The organism is Cupriavidus alkaliphilus, assembly GCF_900094595.1.
GTDB classification, from domain to species: Bacteria; Pseudomonadota; Gammaproteobacteria; order Burkholderiales; family Burkholderiaceae; genus Cupriavidus; species Cupriavidus alkaliphilus.
In genome coordinates this window covers 81,779-102,233 of record NZ_FMAD01000002.1, presented here as the reverse complement: position 1 = coordinate 102,233, position 20,455 = coordinate 81,779, and the positions used below count along the sequence as shown (strand labels likewise).

Below are 20,455 nucleotides of genomic sequence, written 5' to 3'. Positions count from 1 at the left end.
GCCGGATTCCCGTCAGCCCGGCGGCCGCCGCGCCGCCGTTCTCACGACCATGCCCATGAACCGATCCCGACGCCTGGCGCTGCTTTGGCTTGGCGCGCCCCTGCTGCTGCAGGCGTGCGCCAGCGTGGCGCCGTCGCGCAGCTTCGATGTCGACCAGGACGCCGCGAACCAGCAGTACACCGGCCGCTTTTCCGCGAATTACGTGCGCTACGGGCGCGACGAGGGCGTGCAGGGCAGCTTCCGCTGGGAGGAGCAGGGCCGCAACGTGCGGCTCGACCTGGTCTCGCCGCTCGGCCAGACCCTGGCCGTGGTCACCGCCACGCCGTCGGGCGCCACGCTCGACCTGCCCAACCAGCCGCCGCGCAACGCGCCCGAGGTCGACACGTTGATGGAGGAGGCGCTCGGCTTCGCGCTGCCGGTGGCCGGCATGCGCGACTGGCTGCACGGGCGCCCCACCCAGGGCACGCCGGCGCGCGCCACGCGCGACGAGCAGGGCCGGCTGGCGACGCTGGCGCAGAACGGCTGGACCGTGCGCTACGTCGCCTGGCAGGAGACGCCCGCCAGCGGGACTGCCGCCACCCAGGTGCCGCGCCGAATCGACCTGGCGCGCGACGCCGGCAGCAATCCGCTGTCGGTGCGGCTGGTCATCGATCCTCAGACGCCATGACGGGCGCCGCGCCATCACGCACCATGCCACGCAGCCATCCCCTGCCCCCGCCCGAACTGCGCGACTGCCCCGCGCCGGCCAAGCTCAACCTGTTCCTGCACGTGACCGGCCGCCGCGCCGACGGCTACCACACGCTGCAGACCGTGTTCCAGCTGATCGACTGGTGCGATACGCTGCATTTCCGCCGCCGCGACGACGGCGTGGTCACGCGCGTCACTGACGTGCCCGGCGTGCCGGCCGAGACCGACCTGGTGGTGCGGGCCGCGCGCGCGCTCCAGGCCGCCTCCGGGACCAGCTTCGGCGCCGACATCGCCCTCGACAAGGTGCTGCCGATGGGCGGCGGCATTGGCGGCGGCTCTTCCGACGCCGCCACCACGCTGCTGGCGCTGAACCACCTGTGGGGCCTGGGGCTGACACGCGCCGAGCTGATGCGGATCGGGCTGACGCTGGGCGCCGACGTGCCGGTGTTCGTGCTCGGGCAGAACGCCTTTGCGCAGGGCATCGGCGAGGAACTCACGCCGGTCGAGCTGCCCGACAGCTGGTTCGTGATCATCCATCCGAAACAGCATGTGCCCACCGCTGAAATTTTTTCGGACGAGTGCTTGACAAGGGATACGCCCGTCTCCATAATTGCGGTCTTCGCTGCTCGCACAAACAAATTCGATTTCGGTCGCAACGACCTGGAACCGATAGCAACAGCGAAGTTCGGCGAAGTCGCCCGAGCCCTGGCATGGCTGAAGCAACACAATCAGCATGCCCGGATGACCGGCTCCGGAGCCTGCGTGTTTGCGCGTTTTCCTGACGCAAAAACAGCGCAGCAGGTTTTGGAAAGGTTGCCGCCCGAATGGGATGGCAGGTGTGTGAGAAGTCTGGCACATCACCCGCTCGCGACGTTCGCATAGCAAGTTATCGTTCGGCGCGGTACGGCAGTTTGGTACCACGAAGAACGGCCCGGTTGTGTAGGGGAGTCGCCAAGTTGGTCAAGGCACCGGATTTTGATTCCGGCATTCGAAGGTTCGAATCCTTCTTCCCCTGCCATTACTTCCTATAGTGTCCTAACGGAACACGATATCTCCAAGTCACCGGCTGCGCCGGTGACACCAAGCTCCCCCAGCAGCAAGACAGGTGCCCCGAATGAGCAGCGAAGGCTTGATGGTATTTACCGGCAACGCCAACCCCAAACTCGCGGAGGCTGTCGTACAGCACCTCGGCATTCCGCTGGGCAAGGCTCAGGTTGGCCGTTTCTCCGACGGTGAAGTCCAGGTCGAAATCCAGGAAAACGTTCGCGGCAAGCACGTCATCGTGCTGCAGTCCACCTGCGCGCCGACCAACGACAACCTGATGGAACTGATGGTGATGGTCGATGCGCTCAAGCGCGCCTCGGCACGCAGCATCACAGCCGCCATGCCCTACTTCGGCTATGCCCGCCAGGACCGCCGCCCGCGTTCGGCGCGCGTGGCGATCTCGGCCAAAGTGGTGGCCAACATGCTGGAAGTCGCCGGCGTCGAGCGCGTGCTGACGATGGACCTGCACGCCGACCAGATCCAGGGCTTCTTCGATATCCCGGTCGACAACATCTACGCTTCGCCGGTACTGCTGGGCGACCTGCGCGAGAAGAACTACGGCGACCTGCTGGTGGTCTCGCCGGACGTCGGCGGCGTGGTCCGTGCCCGCGCGCTGGCCAAGGAACTGAACTGCGACCTGGCCATCATCGACAAGCGCCGTCCCAAGGCCAACGTGGCCGAGGTGATGAACATCATCGGTGAAGTCGAAGGCCGCAACTGCGTCATCATGGACGACATGATCGACACCGGCGGCACGCTGTGCAAGGCCGCCCAGGTGCTGAAGGAGCGCGGTGCGCTGAAGGTCTTCGCCTACTGCACGCACCCCGTGCTGTCGGGCGGCGCGGCGGCCCGCATCGCGGATTCGGCGCTGGACGAAGTGGTGGTGTGCGACACCATCCCGCTGTCCGAAGAAGCCGCCAAGTGCACCAAGATCCGTCAGCTCTCGACCGCCCCGCTGCTGGCCGAGACCTTCACCCGCATTATCAAGGGCGACTCGATCATGTCGCTGTTCGCGGGTTCCTGATAGAATATAAGGCTTTACTGCGTTGAGCGCCGCCTGTCTTACGGCAATGCGGCGCCCGGCGTGACTGGATCGGCGCATATATTTGCCTTTGCGCCGCAACGAGGCTGTCTGGTCGCGGACAGCCTTCTTACATTTGGAGTCATCATGAAAGTTGTCGCTTTCGAGCGTAGCGTACAGGGAACGGGTGCGAGCCGCCGCCTGCGCAATTCGGGCAAGACCCCCGGCATCATCTACGGCGGCGCCGCCGAGCCGAAGATGATCGAACTGGATCACAACGCGCTGTGGCACGCCCTGAAGAAGGAAGCGTTCCACTCGTCGATCCTCGACCTGGAAGTCGCTGGCAAGTCGGAAAAGGCGCTGCTGCGCGCATTCCAGATGCACCCGTTCAAGCCGCTGGTGCTGCACGTCGATTTCCAGCGCGTGTCGGCCAACGACAAGATCCACGTCAAGGTGCCCCTGCACTTCATGAACCAGGAAACCGCTCCTGGCGTGAAGCTGGGCCACGGCCTGGTCAACCACATCGTCAACGACCTGGAAGTGTCGTGCCTGCCGGCCGACCTGCCCGAGTTCATCGAAGTCGATGTCGGCGCCATGGAACTGGGCCAGACCCTGCACCTGTCCGACCTGAAGCTGCCGAAGGGCGTGACCGTGATCACCCACGGTGACGACAACCCGGCCATCGCCAGCATCTCGCAACCGGCTGGTGCCGTGTCGGAAGCTGCCGAAGGCGGCGAAGCCGCTGGCGAAACCCCGGCTGCCTAAGCTGTCGCAGCGGTGGCGGCCCGCGGGCCGCGCCACGAAGAAACCGCCGCTCTTGCGGCGGTTTTTTTTCGCCCGGCAGCGGACTGCCGGTTTTTCGGTATCCTTGGCGCCTGTGGCGCAGTCCCGCGCGCCAACGACACAGTCATACGCATGATCAAGCTTATCGTCGGCCTCGGCAATCCCGGTGCGGAGTACGAGGCCACCCGGCACAACGCCGGCTTCTGGCTGGTGGACCAGCTGGCCCGCATGGGCGGCGCCACGCTGCGCGTGGAGGGCCGCTTCCATGGGCTGGCCGCGCGCGCGCGGCTCTGGGACCAGGAGATCTGGCTGCTCAAGCCGTCGACCTTCATGAACCGCTCCGGCCTGGCGGTGGTGTCGCTGGCGCGCTTCTACAAGATCCTGCCCGGCGAGATCGTGGTCGTGCATGACGAGATGGACCTGCCGGCGGGCGCCGCCAAGCTCAAGCGCGGCGGCGGCGCGGGCGGCCACAACGGCCTGAAGGACATTTCGGCCCACCTGACCACGCAGGACTACTGGCGCCTGCGCCTGGGCGTGGGCCATCCGCGCAATGCGCCCGGCGGTGCCGGCGCGGGCCGCGAGGACGTGGTCAATTTCGTGCTCAAGCCACCGCGGCGCGAGGAGCAGGAAGCCATCGATGCCGCGATCGACCGCTGCATCGAGCCGCTCGGCCTGCTGGCGCGCGGCGATACCGAGCGCGCCATGGCGCAGCTGCATACCGCGCGCTGAGCGCCGCACGCCAGCCAGCATATTTCTGCGACAGCAGCATGAAAACGGGCCGCATCCGCGGCCCGTCGTCGTTTGGCCGCACCGGTCTGCAGTTGCAGACATAGTGTCATCAAAGTGCCATGGGCACCACCTAAATTGCGGGGTTTCCAATCGCGTCGGTATCGCATGGTTGCCGATGCGCATGACATCCCACAGGAGGAAAGCCCATGTCGTACCTGACCGACGAAGCGCGCGCCGCAAGCCGCGCCGCCAAGCCCGACGTTGACGTGCCCGGCCAGATGCTCGAGGACATCGTCGCCGCCAACCCGGCCCGCCGCCGGGTGCTGCGCGGCGGCCTGGGCCTGTCGCTGGTGTCGGCATTCGGCAGCGGCCTGCTGGCCGCCTGCGGCGGCGATGACGATCCCGCTCCGGCTCCGGCGCCCGCACCGGCTCCTGCCCCGGCACCCGCTCCGGCCCCGGCGCCGGCCACGCCGAGCTACGAGGTCACCTTCGAGCCGATCGCCAAGTCCACCGCCGATACCGTGGTGGTGCCCAGCGGCTACAGCGTCGACGTGCTGTTCTCCGCCGGCGACCCGGTCGAAGCCGGCGCCACCGGCTATGCCGGCGCCTTCCAGTCGTCGGCCGAGACCGAGCGCCAGGCAGGCGGCAACCACGACGGCATGCACTACTTCGCGCTGCCCGGCGTCGATCCGCAGAAGGGTGGCCTGCTGGCGATCAACCACGAGCTGCCGGACTACAAAATCCTGTTCCCGACCGCCTACGACGCCGCCACCGCGAGCCCGGAGCAAAAGCGCATCGCCCTGTCGGCGGTGGGCATTTCGGTGATCGAAGTGGAACTGGCCGCCAGCGGCAAGTGGCAGGTCAAGCGCGACTCGATCTACAACAAGCGCTACACCGGCAACACGCTGTACCGCGTGGGCGGCCCGGCGGCACCGGTGGTCGGCGCAACCGTGGTCGGCATGCTCAACAACTGCTCGAGCGGCCACACCCCGTGGGGCACCTACCTGACCTGCGAGGAAAGCACCGACAACTACATCGACCCGAGCCAGGCCGACAACGGCTACGGCTGGGTGGTGGAGATCGACCCGTACGGCACGCTGGGCGCGCCGGCCAAGCGCACCGCGATGGGCCGCTTCGACCACGAGAACGTCGCCTACATCACCGATGCCAACAACAACGTGGCCTTCTACATGGGCGACGACGGCACCCCGGGCTGCATCTACAAGTTCGTTCCGAGCAAGGCCTTCGATCCGAACAACCGCGCCGCCAACGCCAACCTGCTGGACACCGGCACGCTGTACGTGGCGAAGTTCAACGCCGACGGCAGCGGCCAGTGGATCGAACTGTCGCAGGGCAAGAACGGCCTGACCGTCGGTGCCTCGGACCCGGGCAACTGGACCCAGTCGGCGGTGTCGCCGGCACCGACCACGGTCGACTTCGCCACCCAGGCCGACGTGCTGATCAACACCAAGTCGGCCGCGCGCGTGGCTGGCGGCACGCTGATGGACCGCCCCGAGTGGATCACCGCGGCACTGGACAACACGCTCTACTGCACGCTGACCAACAACAGCGGCCGCCAGCAGACCGACGCCGCCAACCCGCGCAAGAACAACCTGCACGGCCATATCGTCAAGTGGAATGAAGCCGGCAATTCGCCGCTGGCCACGACCTTCACCTGGAGCATCCTGCTGCAGGCCGGCGACCCGTCGCTGGCCACGGACAACCTGAAGGGCAACATCAACGGCGATACGTTCTCGAGCCCGGACGGCCTGCGCGTCGATCCCAAGGGCCGCCTGTGGGTGCAGACCGATTCGAGCACCAGCGCCACCTACACCGGCACCTTCGGCAACAACAGCATGTACTACATCTCGCCGACGGGCCAGTCCAAGCGTTTCCTGGCGGGCCCGACCGGTTGCGAGATCACCGGCATCGCCTACACGCCGGACCTGACCACCTGCTTCATCAACATCCAGCACCCGACCGGCACGTGGCCGGACCCGACCAAGCCGGCGCGCTCGTCCACCATCGTGGTGCGCCGTGCCGACGGCAAGCCGATCGGTGCCTGACCAGTGCAGTAGGCAGTAACCGTAGTAATTGGGGAAAGGTTAAGCCCCCGTCACCTTGCGGTGCCGGGGGCTTTTTTTGCGCGGCGCAAGCCGGATAAGCGTGAGCGAACCAGGCGCGGGTGAGCGAAGCGTGGCCGGTGTCAGGCCGCGTGCCGGGCCGCGGTCAGCAGCCGGTACCGCTGCATCAGGACCTCATGGGTCTCGGCGCGGTTCGGGTCCTTGGGGATGCATGCAACCGGGCAGACCTGCTGGCATTGCGGCTCGTCGAAGTGGCCGACGCACTCGGTGCACCTGTTGGGGTCGATTTCATAGATCTCGGGCCCCATCGAAATGGCTTCGTTCGGGCACTCGGGTTCACAAACGTCGCAGTTGATGCAGTCGTCGGTGATCATCAGCGCCATGGTGTTTCCTTCCTGCGGACACGCCCGCGCCCGACTGGCCGCGGTCTGACGTGTCTGAAGCCGTATTTTATTCCGGTTTGGCGATTTTCTCTTGCAGCCAGCGTTCCACCGACGGGAACACGAACTTGCTGACGTCGCCGCCCAGCACCGCGATCTCGCGCACGAAGGTGCCGGAGATGAACTGGTACTGGTCCGACGGGGTCAGGAACATGGTCTCGACGTCGGGCAGCAGGTAGCGGTTCATGCCCGCCATCTGGAACTCGTACTCGAAATCGGACACCGCGCGCAGGCCGCGCACGATCACGCGCGCATTGTTCTTGCGCACGAAGTCCTTGAGCAGCCCGGAAAAGCCCTCGACCCGCACGTTGGGATAGTGCCCGAGCACTTCGCGGGCAATGCTGATGCGCTCTTCGAGCGAAAAGAACGGGCGCTTGTTGGGGCTCTGCGCCACGCCGACCACCAGTTCGTCGAAGATGTTCGACGCACGGCGGACCAGATCCTCGTGTCCCCGGGTCATTGGATCGAAGGTGCCGGGATAGACCGCGCTGACCATACTTCCTCCTTGATCTGCCCGCTGCCGGCCGTGGAGGGGCCGCCTCTTGCACCGGCCGGGCCGGCGTGGGTGCTGCGTCGCGAGCGTTGTGACAGCGGCGTAGTGTAACCCTAAATGCCCCGCTTGGAAGTCGCCGCGGGCACCGTTTTGCGGCGGTGCAGCTAAGAATCGGTTCCGCAATCAGGAAGGGTCCCTTCCCCGTTCCGGAACCGCCGCGCCACCGGCCTGGCGGATCAGCCGGCGCCGTTGCCCGGCACGCGGTGCTGCAGCAGGTGGAAATGCACCGCCCCGGCGCGCGCGTGCCGCACGATTTCGAGCGCGGCCGGCACCGGCGCATCGGCGCCGGTCAGCGGGTGGTCGGTCTCGACATAGACCGCCCCGCCCGGGCGCGACAGCCGCGCCGCGTGCGCCAGCGACGGCCCTATCCAGTCCTCGGCGAACGGCGGATCGAGGAACACCACGTCGAAGCTGGCGTCCGGCAACTGCGCGGCAATGGCGAAGGCGTCGCCTTGCAGCACGCGCACCTGCCCGGCATCGAGCCGGGTCACGTTGTCGCGCAATTGCCTGGCCACGCGCGCATTGGACTCGACCAGCGTCACCGCGGCCGCGCCGCGCGAGGCAGCCTCGAAGCCGAGCGCGCCGGAGCCGGCGAACAGGTCCAGGCATTCCACCCCGGACAGGTCCTGGCCCAGCCAGTTGAAGAGGGTCTCGCGCACGCGGTCGGGGGTCGGGCGCAGGCCCTGGGCGTCAGGCACCGGCAGCAGCGTGCGCTTCCAGCGTCCGCCGATGATGCGGACCTGCGCGGGTGCCTGGCGCGGCACGGGAGAGACGGGAGATCGCCCGCGAGGCGCGGGCGAGGGCAATCGGGAACGCGAATTCATGCCGTGATTGTAGAGCCTGCGGCAGGCTCCGCCGCAGGCGATGCCGCCGTCACCGCCGGCATCACTGCCGCGAAGCCGTGGGCGCGGTGCCCACCGGCCCGCCGACGATCACCGTGGCCATGTTGTCCGGGTGCACATGACGCTGGAACGCCGCCCTGACCTGCTCGCGCGTGACCTTGCCGATCTGCGCGGTCCAGGTATCGAGGTAATCGAGCGGCAGCCCGTACCAGCCGATGTTGGCCACGTTGGTCAGCAGCTTGCGGTTGTTGTCGATGCGCAGCGGGAAACCGTTGACCAGGTTGTCCTTGGCCGCGCGCAGTTCCTTCTCGCTCGGGCCTTCGGCGACAAAGCGCGCCAGCACCTGGCGCACCAACGCCAGCGCCTCGTCGGTCTGGGCCTTCTTGGTCTGCAGGCTGATGCCGAACGGCCCCGGCTGCTTGGACGGCGCGAAGTAGCTGTCCACGCCGTAGGTCAGGCCGCGCTTCTCGCGCACTTCGTCGGTCAGGCGCGAGCTGAAGCCGCCGCCACCGAGCACGTAGTTGCCCACCAGCAGCGCGAAATAGTCAGGGTCGCCGCGCGCGATCGCCGGCTGGCCCAGCGCCACGCTGGACTGCTGCGCCGGGTGCGGCAGGCGCTGCTCGCTGGGCGCGATCCTCAGCCGCACCTGCGGCAGCGTGGGGGCGGCACGGCCGGGTGGCAGCCCGCGCGTCAGCTGCTCGGCGATGGCCTCGGCCTGCTTGCGGTCGACCGCGCCGATCAGCGTCACCACCGCGCGCTGCGCGCCATAGTTGTCGCGCCAGAAGCCGACGATGTCGTCGCGCGTGATCGACGCCACGCTGTCCGGGGTCGCGGCAATGCCGTAGGGATGGTCGGGATACATGGCCCGGGCCAGCGCCTTGTCGGCAATCACGCCGGGCTTGGTATCGGCCTCGCGGATGGCGGTGATCAGGCGCTGCTTTTCGCGCCCGACCACGGCATCCGGGTAGGTCGGTGCCTTGATCAGCTGCGCCGCCAGCGCGACCGACTGGTCCAGCTCCGGCTGCGCGGTCAGGGTACGCAACCCGATGCCGCCGCGGTCGCCGCCGGCGGCGCCGCCAAAGGCGGCGCCGGTATCGGCAAAGGCATCGGCGATCTTCGCCTCGTCGCGCGCCGGCTGGCCGTCCTGCGCGGCGGCGCCCTTGTCCAGCAGGGCCGCGGTCAGCGTGGCCAGTCCGGCCTTGCCCTGCGGGTCATAGCGGCTGCCGGCGTCGAAGTCGATATTGATGTCGAGCATCGGGATCGACGGGCTGTGCACGAAGAACACGCGGGCGCCGGTGGACGCGGTCCAGTGTTCGATCGGGATCGCTGCCTGCGCCAGCTGCGCGGCCAGCAGCACCACGGCGCCGAACGCGGCGCCGGCCAGTTTGCGCAGCGGGCGCCGCGCGGAAGTGACGGACTGGGTCATCGCCTTGTTCTCAGTGGCGCAGGCCCGACGGGGCCTGCGACTTGGGCTTGTTCGGATCGATCGGCTGCGGCACCAGGGTGGCCACGGTCAGGTTGTCGTCGTTGAAATACTTCGCGGCGACGGCCTGCACCTGCGCCGGCGTGACGGCCTTGATCTTGTCGAGCATGCGATCGATCTGGCGCCAGGAGATCTCCGAGATCTCGGCCACGCCGATCTCCATGCCCTGCCCGAATACCGAATCGCGCTTGTAGATCTGGCCGGCCACCACCTGCGCCTTGACGCGCTTGAGCTCTTCCGGCGACACGCCTTCGCGCGCGATGCGCTGGATCTCCGCGCGCAGCGCGCGCTCGATCTCGTCGGTGTTGTGGCCCGCCGCCGGCGTGCCGTCGAGCACGAACAGCGACTCGCCGCGATTGATGCTGTCGTAGCCGACATTGACATCGTCGGCCAGGCGCTGCTCGCGCACCAGTTCGCGGGTCAGGCGCGCGTTGTCGTAGCCGTTGAGCACGGCCGCCAGCACCTCGAGCGCATAGGGATCGACGTCTTTCTCGACGTCGCGCAAGCGCGGCACCTTGTAGGCCATCACCATGTACTGGTTCTCGGCGGGCGCCTTGACCCAGATGCGCTTGATGCCCTTCTGCGCCGGCTCTTCCTGGTCCTTGCGCGCCGGCAGCGCGCGTGGCTTGAGCTTGCCGTAGTAGCGCTCGGCCAGCGCGCGCACTTCGTCGGCCCTGACGTCGCCGGTGACGATCACCGTGGCGTTGTTGGGCACATACCAGTGGCGATACCAGTCCTTGACGTCGTCGACGCGCATGTTGACGAGGTCGTCCATCCAGCCGATCACCGGGTGGCGGTAGGCGGCGGCGGTGTAGACCGTGGCCAGCAGCTGCTCGTACACCGTGCCGCGCGCGGAGTCGTCGGTGCGCAGGCGGCGTTCTTCCATCACCACCTTCATCTCGCGCTCGAACTCGTCCTTGGTGATGACCAGATTGGCCATGCGGTCGGCTTCAAGCTCCATCATTTTCGGCAGGTACTGCTTGCCGATCTGCTGGTAGTACATGGTGAAGTCGCGGTTGGTCATGGCGTTCTCGCGCCCGCCCAGGGCCGCCACCTGCTTCGAGAATTCGCCCACGCCGACCTTGGGCGTGCCCTTGAACATCATGTGTTCCAGCATGTGAGCCACGCCGGTAGTGCCGCTGACCTCGTCGATGCCGCCGACGCGGTACCAGACCTGATGTGCCACGGTCGGGGCGCGGTGGTCTTCCTTGACGATCAGCCGCAGTCCGTTGGACAGGCGGTATTCGGTCGTGCCGTGGGCGGTGGCGCCGGCAGGGGCGGTCTGCGCACCCGGCATCGGCGAGGCCACCACGCCCTGCGCCGCCACGGGCTGGGACCAGGGCAGCGCGGCCAGCAGCAGCGCGGGAATGGCACGCCGCGCAAGCCGCGCCGCGCGGGCGGGAAGAATCCGGAAAGGCGGTGCGTGGCGTTGGATGCGCGTTTGGGCGGCGGCGTGACTGCCTGGTGCGCCCGTTGCGGTCATGACAGCGCAATGGTTCATGCGACCCCGTCTGTTAAAATTTTGCCGATCGACTCGCGTGGGCAACGCTGCGCGCGAATCTGCCATGTAGTAAACACGTGTAGCGAACTATACGCAATCGCCGGCCAGGACCACAACGGTTTCTCCCCGGTCCTCGCGAAGCCTGCGTAACCCATTGATTAATCACCGGTTGCCTGCGGCAGTGGCTGCCGCCAGGGTTTCGGCCCCGGTATTGACCCCGTTCCCCAATGTTTAGTTTCTGGAAGAAGCGCAAGGCCGAGCCGACGCCCGTCGAGGCCCCCGTCGAGGCGCCCGTGGCAGCCCCGGCCCCCGCGCCGGAGGTGCCCGCGCCCGCCCCGGCACCGTCCCCGACGCCAACGCCAACGCCCACGCCAGCCCCCGCGCCCGTGCCGGTTCCCGTGCCCGTCCCCGTGCCGGCGCAAGTGCCCCCGCCCGCGCCCGCGCCAGTGGCCGCCGAGGCGCTGGAGCTGGTGCCGCCGCCCGCGCCCAGCGCCGAAGCCCGGCAGGGCTGGATGCAGCGCCTGCGCACCGGCCTGTCCAAGACCAGCCGCAACCTCGGCACGCTGTTCGTCGGCGTCAAGGTCGACGAGGACCTGTTCGAGGAACTGGAAACCGCGCTGCTGATGGCCGACGCCGGCGTCGAGGCCACCGAATACCTGCTCGGCGAACTGCGCAAGCGCGTCAGGTCCGAGCGCATCGAAACCGCCGAGGGCGTCAAGGCGGCGCTGCGCGAGCTGCTGACGCAGCTGCTGCGCCCGCTCGAAAAGACCATGGCGCTGGGCCGCGAGCAGCCGCTGGTGATGATGATTGCGGGCGTCAACGGCGCCGGCAAGACCACCAGCATCGGCAAGCTGTGCAAGCACTTCCAGCGCTATGACCAGAAGGTGCTGCTGGCCGCCGGCGACACCTTCCGCGCCGCCGCGCGCGAGCAGCTCGCGATCTGGGGCGAACGCAACAACGTCACCGTGGTGGCCCAGGAAAGCGGCGACCCGGCTGCGGTGATCTTCGACGCCGTCAACGCCGCCAAGGCGCGCGGCATCGACATCGTCATGGCCGACACCGCCGGGCGCCTGCCGACGCAGCTGCACCTGATGGAAGAGCTGAAGAAGGTCAAGCGCGTGATCAGCAAGGCCATGCCCAGCGCGCCGCACGAGGTGCTGCTGGTGATCGACGCCAATACCGGCCAGAACGCCCTGCAGCAAACCCGCGCCTTTGACGACGCGCTCGGGCTCACCGGCCTGATCGTGACCAAGCTCGACGGCACCGCCAAGGGCGGCATCCTGGCGGCGATCGCGCGCCAGCGCCCGGTGCCGGTCTACTTCATCGGCGTGGGCGAGAAGGTGGAAGACCTGCAGCCGTTCAAGGCCGAGGAGTTCGCCGAGGCGCTGCTGGGGTAGATCCCGCCGTCCTCCAAGACAAAACGCCCCGGCCGTGCCGGGGCGTTTGTGCTTTGCCGGTGCGAAAAACTATTCCGCGTCGGGCTGCGACTTCGGCTCCGCCTTCTGGAACGCCGGCAGCGCCATGCACGCTTCATAGATCTTCGCGATCGCCGGATGGCGCGCCACGTCGATATTGAAGCGCTGCGCGTTGAACACCTGCGGCACCAGGCACACATCGGCCAGCGTGGGCGTGTCGCCAAGGCAGAAACGCCCGGCCTTGCCGCTGCGCTCCAGGTTGGCTTGCAGCGAGGCAAAGCCAAGCTCGATCCAGTGGCGGTACCAGGCGTCCTTGACCTCGTCGGTCACGCCCACCGTGTGCTTCAGGTACTTCAGCACGCGCAGGTTGTTCAGCGGATGGATCTCGCAGGCGATTTCCTGCGCCAGGCCGCGCACATAGGCGCGGTCCAGCGCCGTGCCGGGCAGCAGCTTCGGCTCGGGGTGGACCTCGTCCAGGTACTCGACGATAGCCAGCGATTGCTGCAGCACGTGCTCGCCATCGACCAGCGCCGGCACCAGGCCGTCGGGGTTCACCGCGCGGAACTCCGGCTTGAGTTGCTGGCCGCCCTCCTTGAGCAGGTGCACCGGCACGTAGTCATAGGACAGGCCCTTCAGTTCCAGCGCGATACGCACGCGGAACGAGGCCGAACTGCGGAAATAGCTGTAAAGCTTGAGCATCGGTTCAGACTACCTTGATGGTGAGATCGCCCACGCCGCCGACGTGGCACTGCATGACATCGCCCCTGACCACGGGCCCCACGCCCTCGGGCGTGCCGCTGAAGATCAGGTCGCCGGGCTGCAGCTCGAACAGCTTCGACAAGTACGACACCATCTCCGGCACCGACCAGATCAGGTCCGAGAGATCGCCGCGCTGCTTTTCCACGCCGTTGACCGACAGCGTGACCTCGCCCTTCTCCGGATGGCCGATGGCCGAAACCGGCACGATCGGGCCGATCGGCGCGGAGCGGTCGAAGGCCTTGCCGGTCTCCCACGGGCGGCCGGTCTTCTTCGATTCGTTCTGCAGGTCGCGGCGCGTCATGTCCAGGCCCACGGCATAGCCGAACACATGGCCGGCGGCCTGCTCGACCGGGATGTCGCGGCCGCCCTTGCCGATCGCTACAACCAGTTCCACTTCATAGTGGCAATTGCTGGTGCCCGGCGGGTACGGGAAGGCGCCCTCGGTGCCGTCGGCGACGTAGCTGACCGCATCGGACGGCTTGCAGAAGAAGAACGGCGGCTCGCGGTCGGGGTCCGAACCCATTTCCCGGGCATGGGCGGCGTAGTTGCGGCCGACGCAGTACACGCGCCGGACCGGAAAGCTGGCGTGGCTGCCGCGCACAGGCACGCCGACGGGCGCGGGCGGGGCGAACACGAATTCGGTCATGCATCTCTCCAGATAGTTCTGATCGGTGCTGCGCCGGGACCCGGTGCCGGGCGCAGCAGGGCAACAGGATACACCGCGGGCCGGGGCCTGCGTACGGCCGCATACAATGAATCCAGGCACGCTCGCAGCGCCGCCGCACCGGACTGGGGCGCCATCCCTGGCGCTGCCGGCGCGAATCTTGCATGGCGCACTGCAACAGAGCCAGCCATGACACGACGCCATCCGCCCCCCACGCCCACGCCGTCGACCGCGGCGCCCACCAGCCGGGTGCTGCGCATCCTGCTCGTGCGCGACCCGCTCGACGCCGACCCCCTCAACGTCGAGACCATCCGCAGCGGGCTGGTGAACGCGGGCTTCACCGAGATCCAGATCGTCGACGCCGACCTGCGGCTGCCCGACGTGATCACCGCCAGCCAGCCCGACATGCTGATCATCGCGTCCGAGTCCGCCGCGCGCGACACCATCGAGCACGTGTGCGTCTCGACCCAGCATGCACCGCGCCCGATCGTGCTGTTTACCGACAACGACGACAGCCAGCGCATCAAGGCCGCCCTGAGCGCGGGCATTACCGCCTATATCGTCGACGGCCTGCGCGCGGAGCGCGTCAAGACCGTGCTCGATGTCGCTTATGCGCGCTTCGAGCTGGACCAGCAGCTGCGCGCCGAACTCGACGCCACGCGGCTGAAGCTGGCCGAGCGCAAGGTGGTGGAGCGCGCCAAGGGCCTGCTGATGCAGGCGCGCGGGCTCAGCGAGGAAGACGCCTACAAGCGCCTGCGCAGCATGGCGATGGAACGCGGGCTGAAGCTGGTGGATGCCGCGCAGCGCGTGATCGACGTGATGGGCTGAACGTCCGGGCTGAACGCCCGGCGCCGGCCGTCGCGGTGCAACGCCGCACGCGGCTGGTGCGCTGCACGTTCGTGGCGCCACCCCGCATGCCCGCGTCGCCGGTCCCTTGCCGCAGGACGGCCTCGACGGTGTCCGGACCGCGTCACGTACGCACCGACCTCGCCCATTCCGCTCCCATCCGCGCCCCATTGCGCCCCATTGCGCCCCGTTCCGGGACAACGCTCCCCGAAATGTTGCACCGCACAGTGCTGGCATACGCCTTGCGTCATGCAGGCATCGGCCAACGGCGGCCGATCGACAATTCAGGCGGACACGGCCAATGCGGGCCGCGTCACGCCACGGACAACGGCGTCCCCGCAGCGCACCGGTCTTCTGGCGAAGCCGGCGGTGCCAGGGGACGCTTTTTTCTTGGAGCCATGCAATGCCCTCTCGCCTCAGCCATGCCAGGCCGCTGCACCCGGCCGTCCAGCACTCCGACGCCGCTGCCGACGCGGTACCGGCCAGCAGCGGCCGGCGCCGTGCGCTGGCCACCATCGCCGGTGCCAGCGTGATGACGCTGGTTGATCCGCTGGTGCGCGCCGGCGCCTGGGCCGCCGGCTCGGACGCGCCGGAGAAGACCGAGGTGCGCATCGGCTTTATCCCGCTGACCGACTGCGCCTCGGTGGTGATGGCCGCCGCGCTCGGGCTCGACAAGAAGCACGGCATCAAGATCACACCGACCAAGGAAGCCTCGTGGGCGGGCGTGCGCGACAAGCTGGTCAACGGCGAGCTGGACGCGGCCCACGTGCTCTACGGCCTGGTCTATGGGGTGCAGCTCGGTATCGGCGGGCCGAAGAAAGACATGGCCGTGCTGATGAGCCTGAACCACAACGGCCAGGCCATCACGCTGTCGTCCAAGCTGGCCGAGAAAGGCGTCCGCGACGGCGCCAGCCTGAAGGCGCTGATGACGAAGGAAAAGCGCGACTACACCTTCGCCCAGACCTTCCCGACCGGCACGCACGCGATGTGGCTGTACTACTGGCTGGCGGCCAACGGCATCAACCCGATGCAGGACGCCAAGGCCATCACGGTGCCGCCGCCGCAGATGGTGGCGAACATGCGCGTGGGCAATATGGACGGCTTCTGCGTGGGCGAGCCGTGGGGCGCGCGCGCGATTGCCGACAAGATCGGCTTCACCGCCGAGACCACGCAGGCAATCTGGAAGGACCATCCGGAAAAGACTTTGGGCACCACCGCCGAGTTCGTGCAGAAGCATCCCAACACAGCGCGCGCGATGGTGGCCGCGGTGCTGGAGGCGTCGAAGTTCATCGACGCATCGGCTTCCAACCGCCGCAAGACCGCCGAGACCATCGCCGCCAAGTCCTATGTCAATACCGACATGGACATCATCCTCGACCGGATGCTGGGCCGCTACACCAACGGGCTGGGCAAGACCTGGGACGACCCCGACGCGATGAAGTTCTACCAGGACGGCAACGCGAACTTCCCGTTCCTGTCCGACGGCATGTGGTTCCTGACGCAGCACAAGCGCTGGGGCCTGCTCAAGGCCCACCCGGATTACCTCGCCGTGGCCAGGCAGGTCAATCGCATCGATATCTACAAGCAGGCCGCCGCCGCCGCGCAGGTGCCGCTGCCCAGGAGCGACATGCGCAGCTCGAAGCTGATCGACGGCGTGGTCTGGGACGGCAAGGACCCGAAAGCCTATGCCGACGGTTTCAAGATCAAGGCCGCCAGCTCGCTTGCCGCCTGACCCGCAGTGCCCCTGACCAAAGGAGCCCGACGTGAATGCCATTGCCTCCACCACGCCCGACGCCGCAGCCGATCCCGACACCAAGGAACGGACACGCCGGCGCGAACAGGAAATCTCCGCGCAGGCCCGGCGCGCGGCACGCCGCGACGCCGCCGCCGCGCTGGTGCTCAAGGCGGTGCCGCCGCTGCTGGGCTTCGCCCTGTTCGTGCTGGCCTGGCACGGCATCGCCACCATGATCCCGGCCATCCCCACCCCTGGCGCGACGTGGAACGCCGCGGTGCCGCTGTTCGCCGACCCGTTCTACCGCAACGGGCCCAATGACCAGGGCATCGGCTGGAACGTGCTGGCGTCGCTGGCGCGCGTGGCGGCGGGCTTCGGCCTGGCCGCGCTGGTCGGCATCCCGGCCGGTTTCCTGATCGGGCGCTTCGCCTTTCTGAATGCCATGACCGCGCCGGTGATCAGCCTGCTGCGGCCGGTCTCGCCGCTGGCGTGGCTGCCGATCGGGCTGCTGCTGTTCAAGGCCGCCAATCCCGCCGCGATCTGGGCGATCTTTATCTGCTCGATCTGGCCGATGGTGATCAACACCGCGGTGGGCGTCACGCGCGTGCCGCAGGATTACCTGAACGTGGCGCGCGTGCTCGACCTGTCCGAGTGGAAGGTGTTCACGCGCGTGCTGTTGCCCGCGGTGCTGCCCTACATGCTGACCGGCGTGCGCCTGTCGATCGGCACGGCCTGGCTGGTGATCGTCGCGGCGGAGATGCTGACCGGCGGCACCGGCATCGGCTTCTGGCTGTGGGACGAGTGGAACAACCTGAAGGTGGAGCACATCGTGATCGCCATCTTCGTCATCGGCCTGATCGGCCTGCTGCTGGAACATGCGCTGCTGGCGCTGGCCCGGCGCTTCAGCTACGGCACCCATTGACCGGTACGGGAGAGACGCCATGGACAAGTTCGTCAGCATCGAAAACGTGGGCCAGACCTTCAAGACCCGCAAGGGCCCGTTCGTCGCACTACGGGACATCCAGCTGCAGATTGCCGAGGGCGAGTTCATCACGCTGATCGGCCACTCCGGCTGCGGCAAGTCCACGCTGCTTAACCTGCTGGCGGGGCTGGCCACACCCACCACCGGCGCGCTGATCTGCGCCGGGCGCGAAATCGCCGGGCCCGGGCCGGAGCGCGCGGTGGTGTTCCAGAACCATTCGCTGCTGCCGTGGCTGACCTGCTTCGAGAACGTCTACCTGGGCGTGGAGCGTGTGTTCGCGGCCAGCGAGGACAAGGCGCAGCTCAGGGCGCGCACGCACGACACGCTGGCGCTGGTGGGCCTGAGCCACGCCGAAGGCAAATATCCGCACGAAATCTCCGGCGGCATGAAGCAGCGCGTGGGCATTGCCCGCGCGCTGGCGATGGCGCCCAAGGTGCTGCTGATGGACGAGCCCTTCGGCGCGCTGGATGCGCTCACGCGCGCGCACCTGCAGGACGAGCTGATCAAGATCGTGGCGCGCACGCGCAGCACGGTGGTGATGGTGACGCACGACGTCGACGAGGCCGTGCTGCTGGCCGACCGCATCGTGATGATGACCAATGGTCCGGCCGCCACCATCGGCGAGATCCTCGCGGTGGACCTGCCGCGTCCGCGCGACCGCGTGGCGCTGGCTGAAGACGCGGCCTACCACGGTTGCCGCACCGCGGTGCTGGACTTCCTCTACCGCAAGCAGCGCAATCCGGCGCTGCAGGAAGCGGCTTAGCCCCTAGCCGTGTAGCGGCGCGCCAGGCGGCCATGGGCGCGGCCGCCGCGCTCCGCTATCATGAACCCGGAACACACTACCCCACGCCGCCATGACCACCACCGCCGCCCCATTTCCCGCCGCCCGCTTTATCAAGGAGATCGGCCGCGGCGTCAACGGCGCGCGCGCGCTGCCGCGCGAGGACGCGCAGGCCCTGTTCGACGCCATGCTGGCGGGCCGCGTGTCCGACCTGGAACTGGGCGCCATCCTGATGGCCTATCGCATCAAGGGCGAGGCGCCGCACGAGCTGGCCGGCATGCTGGAGGCCGCCCATGCGCACTGCCAGCCGCTGCCGGCGCCGCCGGACCGGCAGGTGGTGGTGATTCCCAGCTACAACGGCGCGCGCAAGCAGCCCAACCTGGTGCCGCTGCTGGCACTGCTGCTGGCCCGCGAAGGCATCCCCGTCCTGGTGCACGGCACGCGCGAGTTCGAGGGACGCGTGACCAGCATGGCGCTGTTCGAGGCGCTGGGCGTGCCCCTGTGCGCGAGCACCGGCGAAGCGTCGGCAAAGCTGCGGGATGGCGATGCCAATGGCCCGCTGGCGGTGCTGCCGGTGGACGTGCTGTCGCCCGGGCTGTCGCGGCTGCTGGAGCGGCGCACCGTGATCGGCCTGCGCAACTCGTCGCATACGGTGGCCAAGATGCTGCAACCCGTGGGCGAGCACACGCCCGCCGAAGGCCTGCGCCTGTACAGCTACACGCACCCCGAATACCGCGAGACGCTGACCGACTACTTCTCCCACGAACCCGCCAACGTGCTGCTGGCGCGCGGCACCGAGGGCGAGGTGGTGGCCGATGCCCGGCGTACCGGCCGCATCGACTGGCTGCATGAAGGCCACCAGCAGACGCTGGTGGGCCAGGCCGGGGGCTCGATCGGCGACGTGCCGGAGCTGCCGCCGGGCAGCGATGCCGGCCTGACCGTGGCCTGGATCCGGCGCGTGCTCGATGGCGCGGTGCCGGTGCCGGCGCCCATCACCATCCAGATCGAGGCCATCCGCGAATGCCTGCGCCAGGGCACGCGCGTGACCTGGGCCAGCCCGGTCTGAGCCGGCCCGGCGACAACCGTCAGGGCTTGCGCGGGGGCAGCGGAATGCGCTCGCTCTCGCCCGGCACGTGCGGGAACTGGTCGTCTTCCCAGCGCTGGGCCGCGGCCTCGATCGCCACCTTGCTGCTGGCAACGAAGTTCCAGTAGATAAAGCGGTGCCCGTCGGTCGGGTCGCCGCCCAGCAGCATCACCCGCGACGGCGCCGTGGCCGTCAGCGTCGCCGGCTGGCCCGGCGTCAGCACCACCATGTGCTCGGCCGGCAGCGGCTCCCCGTCAAGCGCCACCGCGCCGTCGACCGGATAGACGCCGCGCTCGACGTGCTCGGCGGGAATTTCCACGCTGGCGCCCGCATCCAGCTCGATCGCCACGTACAGGGTGCGGCTGAAGACCTTGACCGGCGAGGTCTGGCCGAACGCATCGCCGGCAATCACCACCATGCGCAGGCCGGGCCGCTCGATGCGCGGCAGGGTCGCGGCGGGATGGTGGAAGAACGACGGCTCGGCGCCCTCATGCTGCTGCGGCAGCGCGACCCAGGTCTGGATGCCATGCAGGCGCGCGCCCTCTGGCCGGACATGCTCCGGCGAACGCTCCGAATGCACGATGCCGTGGCCGGCGGTCATCCAGTTGACGTCGCCGGGACGGATCGCCTGGTCGCTGCCCAGGCTGTCGCGATGGATGATCTCGCCCTCGAACAGGTAGGTGACCGTGGCCAGGCCGATATGGGGATGCGGACGCACATCGGCGCCCTGGCCCGGCGGCAGCTGCACCGGTCCCATATGGTCGAAGAAGATAAACGGCCCGACGGTCTGGGTTGCCGCGGCCGGCAGCAGCCGGCGCACGGTGAAATCGCCCAGGTCGCGCACATGCGGCTTGAGCAAGTGTTCGATAGCAGACATAACTCCTCCGATCCGATAAGAGAGGCTCGCAAGCATGCCAGTGCGCTGCCCGCCGGTCGAGTGTAGCCGGTGGTGGAACAGTGCATTGCAGCGCCCGGCAGAACCCCGTGGGCACCGCAGGCTCTAACTACCAGTGCGCGATGGCAGC

General features: G+C 68.2%; 20 protein-coding genes and 1 tRNA gene. 13 read left to right on the top strand and 8 right to left on the bottom strand.

Features of this window, described 5'->3' with window-relative positions:
- Positions 1–55 precede the first annotated feature (55 nt).
- From lolB to GA0116996_RS03985, 7 genes are all read left to right on the top strand, one after another.
- Positions 56–667 (top strand): lipoprotein insertase outer membrane protein LolB, encoded by a 612-nt coding sequence (lolB, locus tag GA0116996_RS04015; protein WP_092307523.1) that lies wholly within the window; start codon positions 56–58, stop codon positions 665–667.
- Between the two features lie 23 nt (positions 668–690).
- Positions 691–1,569, top strand: coding sequence for a 4-(cytidine 5'-diphospho)-2-C-methyl-D-erythritol kinase (ispE, locus tag GA0116996_RS04010; RefSeq protein WP_092308374.1), 879 nt, complete (start codon positions 691–693; stop codon positions 1,567–1,569).
- 59 nt (positions 1,570–1,628) lie between these two features.
- Positions 1,629–1,705, top strand: a tRNA-Gln gene (locus GA0116996_RS04005).
- 96 nt (positions 1,706–1,801) lie between these two features.
- Entirely contained in the window at positions 1,802–2,755 is a 954-nt protein-coding gene (locus GA0116996_RS04000) for a ribose-phosphate pyrophosphokinase (RefSeq protein WP_018008696.1), read from the top strand.
- Positions 2,756–2,899: 144 nt separating this feature from the next.
- Complete coding sequence (locus GA0116996_RS03995; protein WP_012351653.1) at positions 2,900–3,517, top strand: 50S ribosomal protein L25/general stress protein Ctc; 618 nt, start codon at positions 2,900–2,902, stop codon at positions 3,515–3,517.
- A gap of 150 nt (positions 3,518–3,667) precedes the next feature.
- Positions 3,668–4,264, top strand: coding sequence for an aminoacyl-tRNA hydrolase (gene pth, locus GA0116996_RS03990; RefSeq protein WP_092307521.1), 597 nt, complete (start codon positions 3,668–3,670; stop codon positions 4,262–4,264).
- 206 nt (positions 4,265–4,470) lie between these two features.
- The gene (locus tag GA0116996_RS03985; protein ID WP_092307520.1) at positions 4,471–6,330 is read left to right on the top strand and encodes a PhoX family protein; all 1,860 of its coding nucleotides are present in this window, start codon (positions 4,471–4,473) and stop codon (positions 6,328–6,330) included.
- A 140-nt stretch (positions 6,331–6,470) separates the two neighbouring features.
- On the opposite strand, the gene GA0116996_RS03980 is transcribed toward GA0116996_RS03985, so the two are convergent.
- From GA0116996_RS03980 to GA0116996_RS03960, 5 genes are all read right to left on the bottom strand, one after another.
- Positions 6,471–6,731, bottom strand: a complete 261-nt coding sequence (locus tag GA0116996_RS03980; RefSeq protein WP_092307518.1) for a YfhL family 4Fe-4S dicluster ferredoxin — start codon at positions 6,729–6,731, stop codon at positions 6,471–6,473.
- A gap of 67 nt (positions 6,732–6,798) precedes the next feature.
- Positions 6,799–7,284 (bottom strand): pantetheine-phosphate adenylyltransferase, encoded by a 486-nt coding sequence (gene coaD, locus GA0116996_RS03975; RefSeq protein ID WP_092307516.1) that lies wholly within the window; start codon positions 7,282–7,284, stop codon positions 6,799–6,801.
- A gap of 233 nt (positions 7,285–7,517) precedes the next feature.
- Positions 7,518–8,165 carry a 16S rRNA (guanine(966)-N(2))-methyltransferase RsmD gene (rsmD, locus tag GA0116996_RS03970; protein WP_165835131.1) on the bottom strand — a complete coding sequence of 216 codons (648 nt, stop codon included), beginning with the start codon at positions 8,163–8,165 and terminating at the stop codon, positions 7,518–7,520.
- A 61-nt stretch (positions 8,166–8,226) separates the two neighbouring features.
- A complete protein-coding gene (locus GA0116996_RS03965; RefSeq protein WP_092307512.1) occupies positions 8,227–9,609 on the bottom strand; it encodes a M16 family metallopeptidase in 1,383 nt (460 codons plus the stop codon).
- A gap of 10 nt (positions 9,610–9,619) precedes the next feature.
- The gene (locus tag GA0116996_RS03960; RefSeq protein WP_092307511.1) at positions 9,620–11,167 is read right to left on the bottom strand and encodes a M16 family metallopeptidase; all 1,548 of its coding nucleotides are present in this window, start codon (positions 11,165–11,167) and stop codon (positions 9,620–9,622) included.
- Between the two features lie 227 nt (positions 11,168–11,394).
- Here GA0116996_RS03960 and ftsY point away from each other — a divergent pair, with 227 nt between their 5' ends.
- Entirely contained in the window at positions 11,395–12,564 is a 1,170-nt protein-coding gene (gene ftsY / locus GA0116996_RS03955) for a signal recognition particle-docking protein FtsY (RefSeq protein WP_092307509.1), read from the top strand.
- 69 nt (positions 12,565–12,633) lie between these two features.
- Here ftsY and maiA read toward each other — a convergent pair whose 3' ends face one another.
- Both maiA and GA0116996_RS03945 read right to left on the bottom strand, forming a co-directional pair.
- Positions 12,634–13,281, bottom strand: coding sequence for a maleylacetoacetate isomerase (gene maiA / locus GA0116996_RS03950; RefSeq protein WP_092307507.1), 648 nt, complete (start codon positions 13,279–13,281; stop codon positions 12,634–12,636).
- A 4-nt stretch (positions 13,282–13,285) separates the two neighbouring features.
- Entirely contained in the window at positions 13,286–13,987 is a 702-nt protein-coding gene (locus GA0116996_RS03945; RefSeq protein WP_092307505.1) for a fumarylacetoacetate hydrolase family protein, read from the bottom strand.
- Positions 13,988–14,194: 207 nt separating this feature from the next.
- Here GA0116996_RS03945 and GA0116996_RS03940 point away from each other — a divergent pair, with 207 nt between their 5' ends.
- From GA0116996_RS03940 to ybiB, 5 genes are all read left to right on the top strand, one after another.
- Positions 14,195–14,833, top strand: a complete 639-nt coding sequence (locus GA0116996_RS03940) for an ANTAR domain-containing response regulator (RefSeq protein WP_092307503.1) — start codon at positions 14,195–14,197, stop codon at positions 14,831–14,833.
- Positions 14,834–15,254: 421 nt separating this feature from the next.
- Complete coding sequence (locus tag GA0116996_RS03935; RefSeq protein ID WP_092307501.1) at positions 15,255–16,583, top strand: CmpA/NrtA family ABC transporter substrate-binding protein; 1,329 nt, start codon at positions 15,255–15,257, stop codon at positions 16,581–16,583.
- 31 nt (positions 16,584–16,614) lie between these two features.
- Entirely contained in the window at positions 16,615–17,505 is an 891-nt protein-coding gene (ntrB, locus tag GA0116996_RS03930) for a nitrate ABC transporter permease (RefSeq protein ID WP_092307499.1), read from the top strand.
- Positions 17,506–17,524: 19 nt separating this feature from the next.
- Complete coding sequence (locus tag GA0116996_RS03925; protein WP_092307497.1) at positions 17,525–18,328, top strand: ABC transporter ATP-binding protein; 804 nt, start codon at positions 17,525–17,527, stop codon at positions 18,326–18,328.
- Positions 18,329–18,419: 91 nt separating this feature from the next.
- Positions 18,420–19,412, top strand: a complete 993-nt coding sequence (gene ybiB, locus GA0116996_RS03920; RefSeq protein WP_092307495.1) for a DNA-binding protein YbiB — start codon at positions 18,420–18,422, stop codon at positions 19,410–19,412.
- A 19-nt stretch (positions 19,413–19,431) separates the two neighbouring features.
- Here the strand turns inward: ybiB and GA0116996_RS03915 are convergent, their stop codons facing one another.
- Positions 19,432–20,307, bottom strand: coding sequence for a pirin family protein (locus GA0116996_RS03915; protein ID WP_092307493.1), 876 nt, complete (start codon positions 20,305–20,307; stop codon positions 19,432–19,434).
- Positions 20,308–20,455 lie beyond the last annotated feature (148 nt).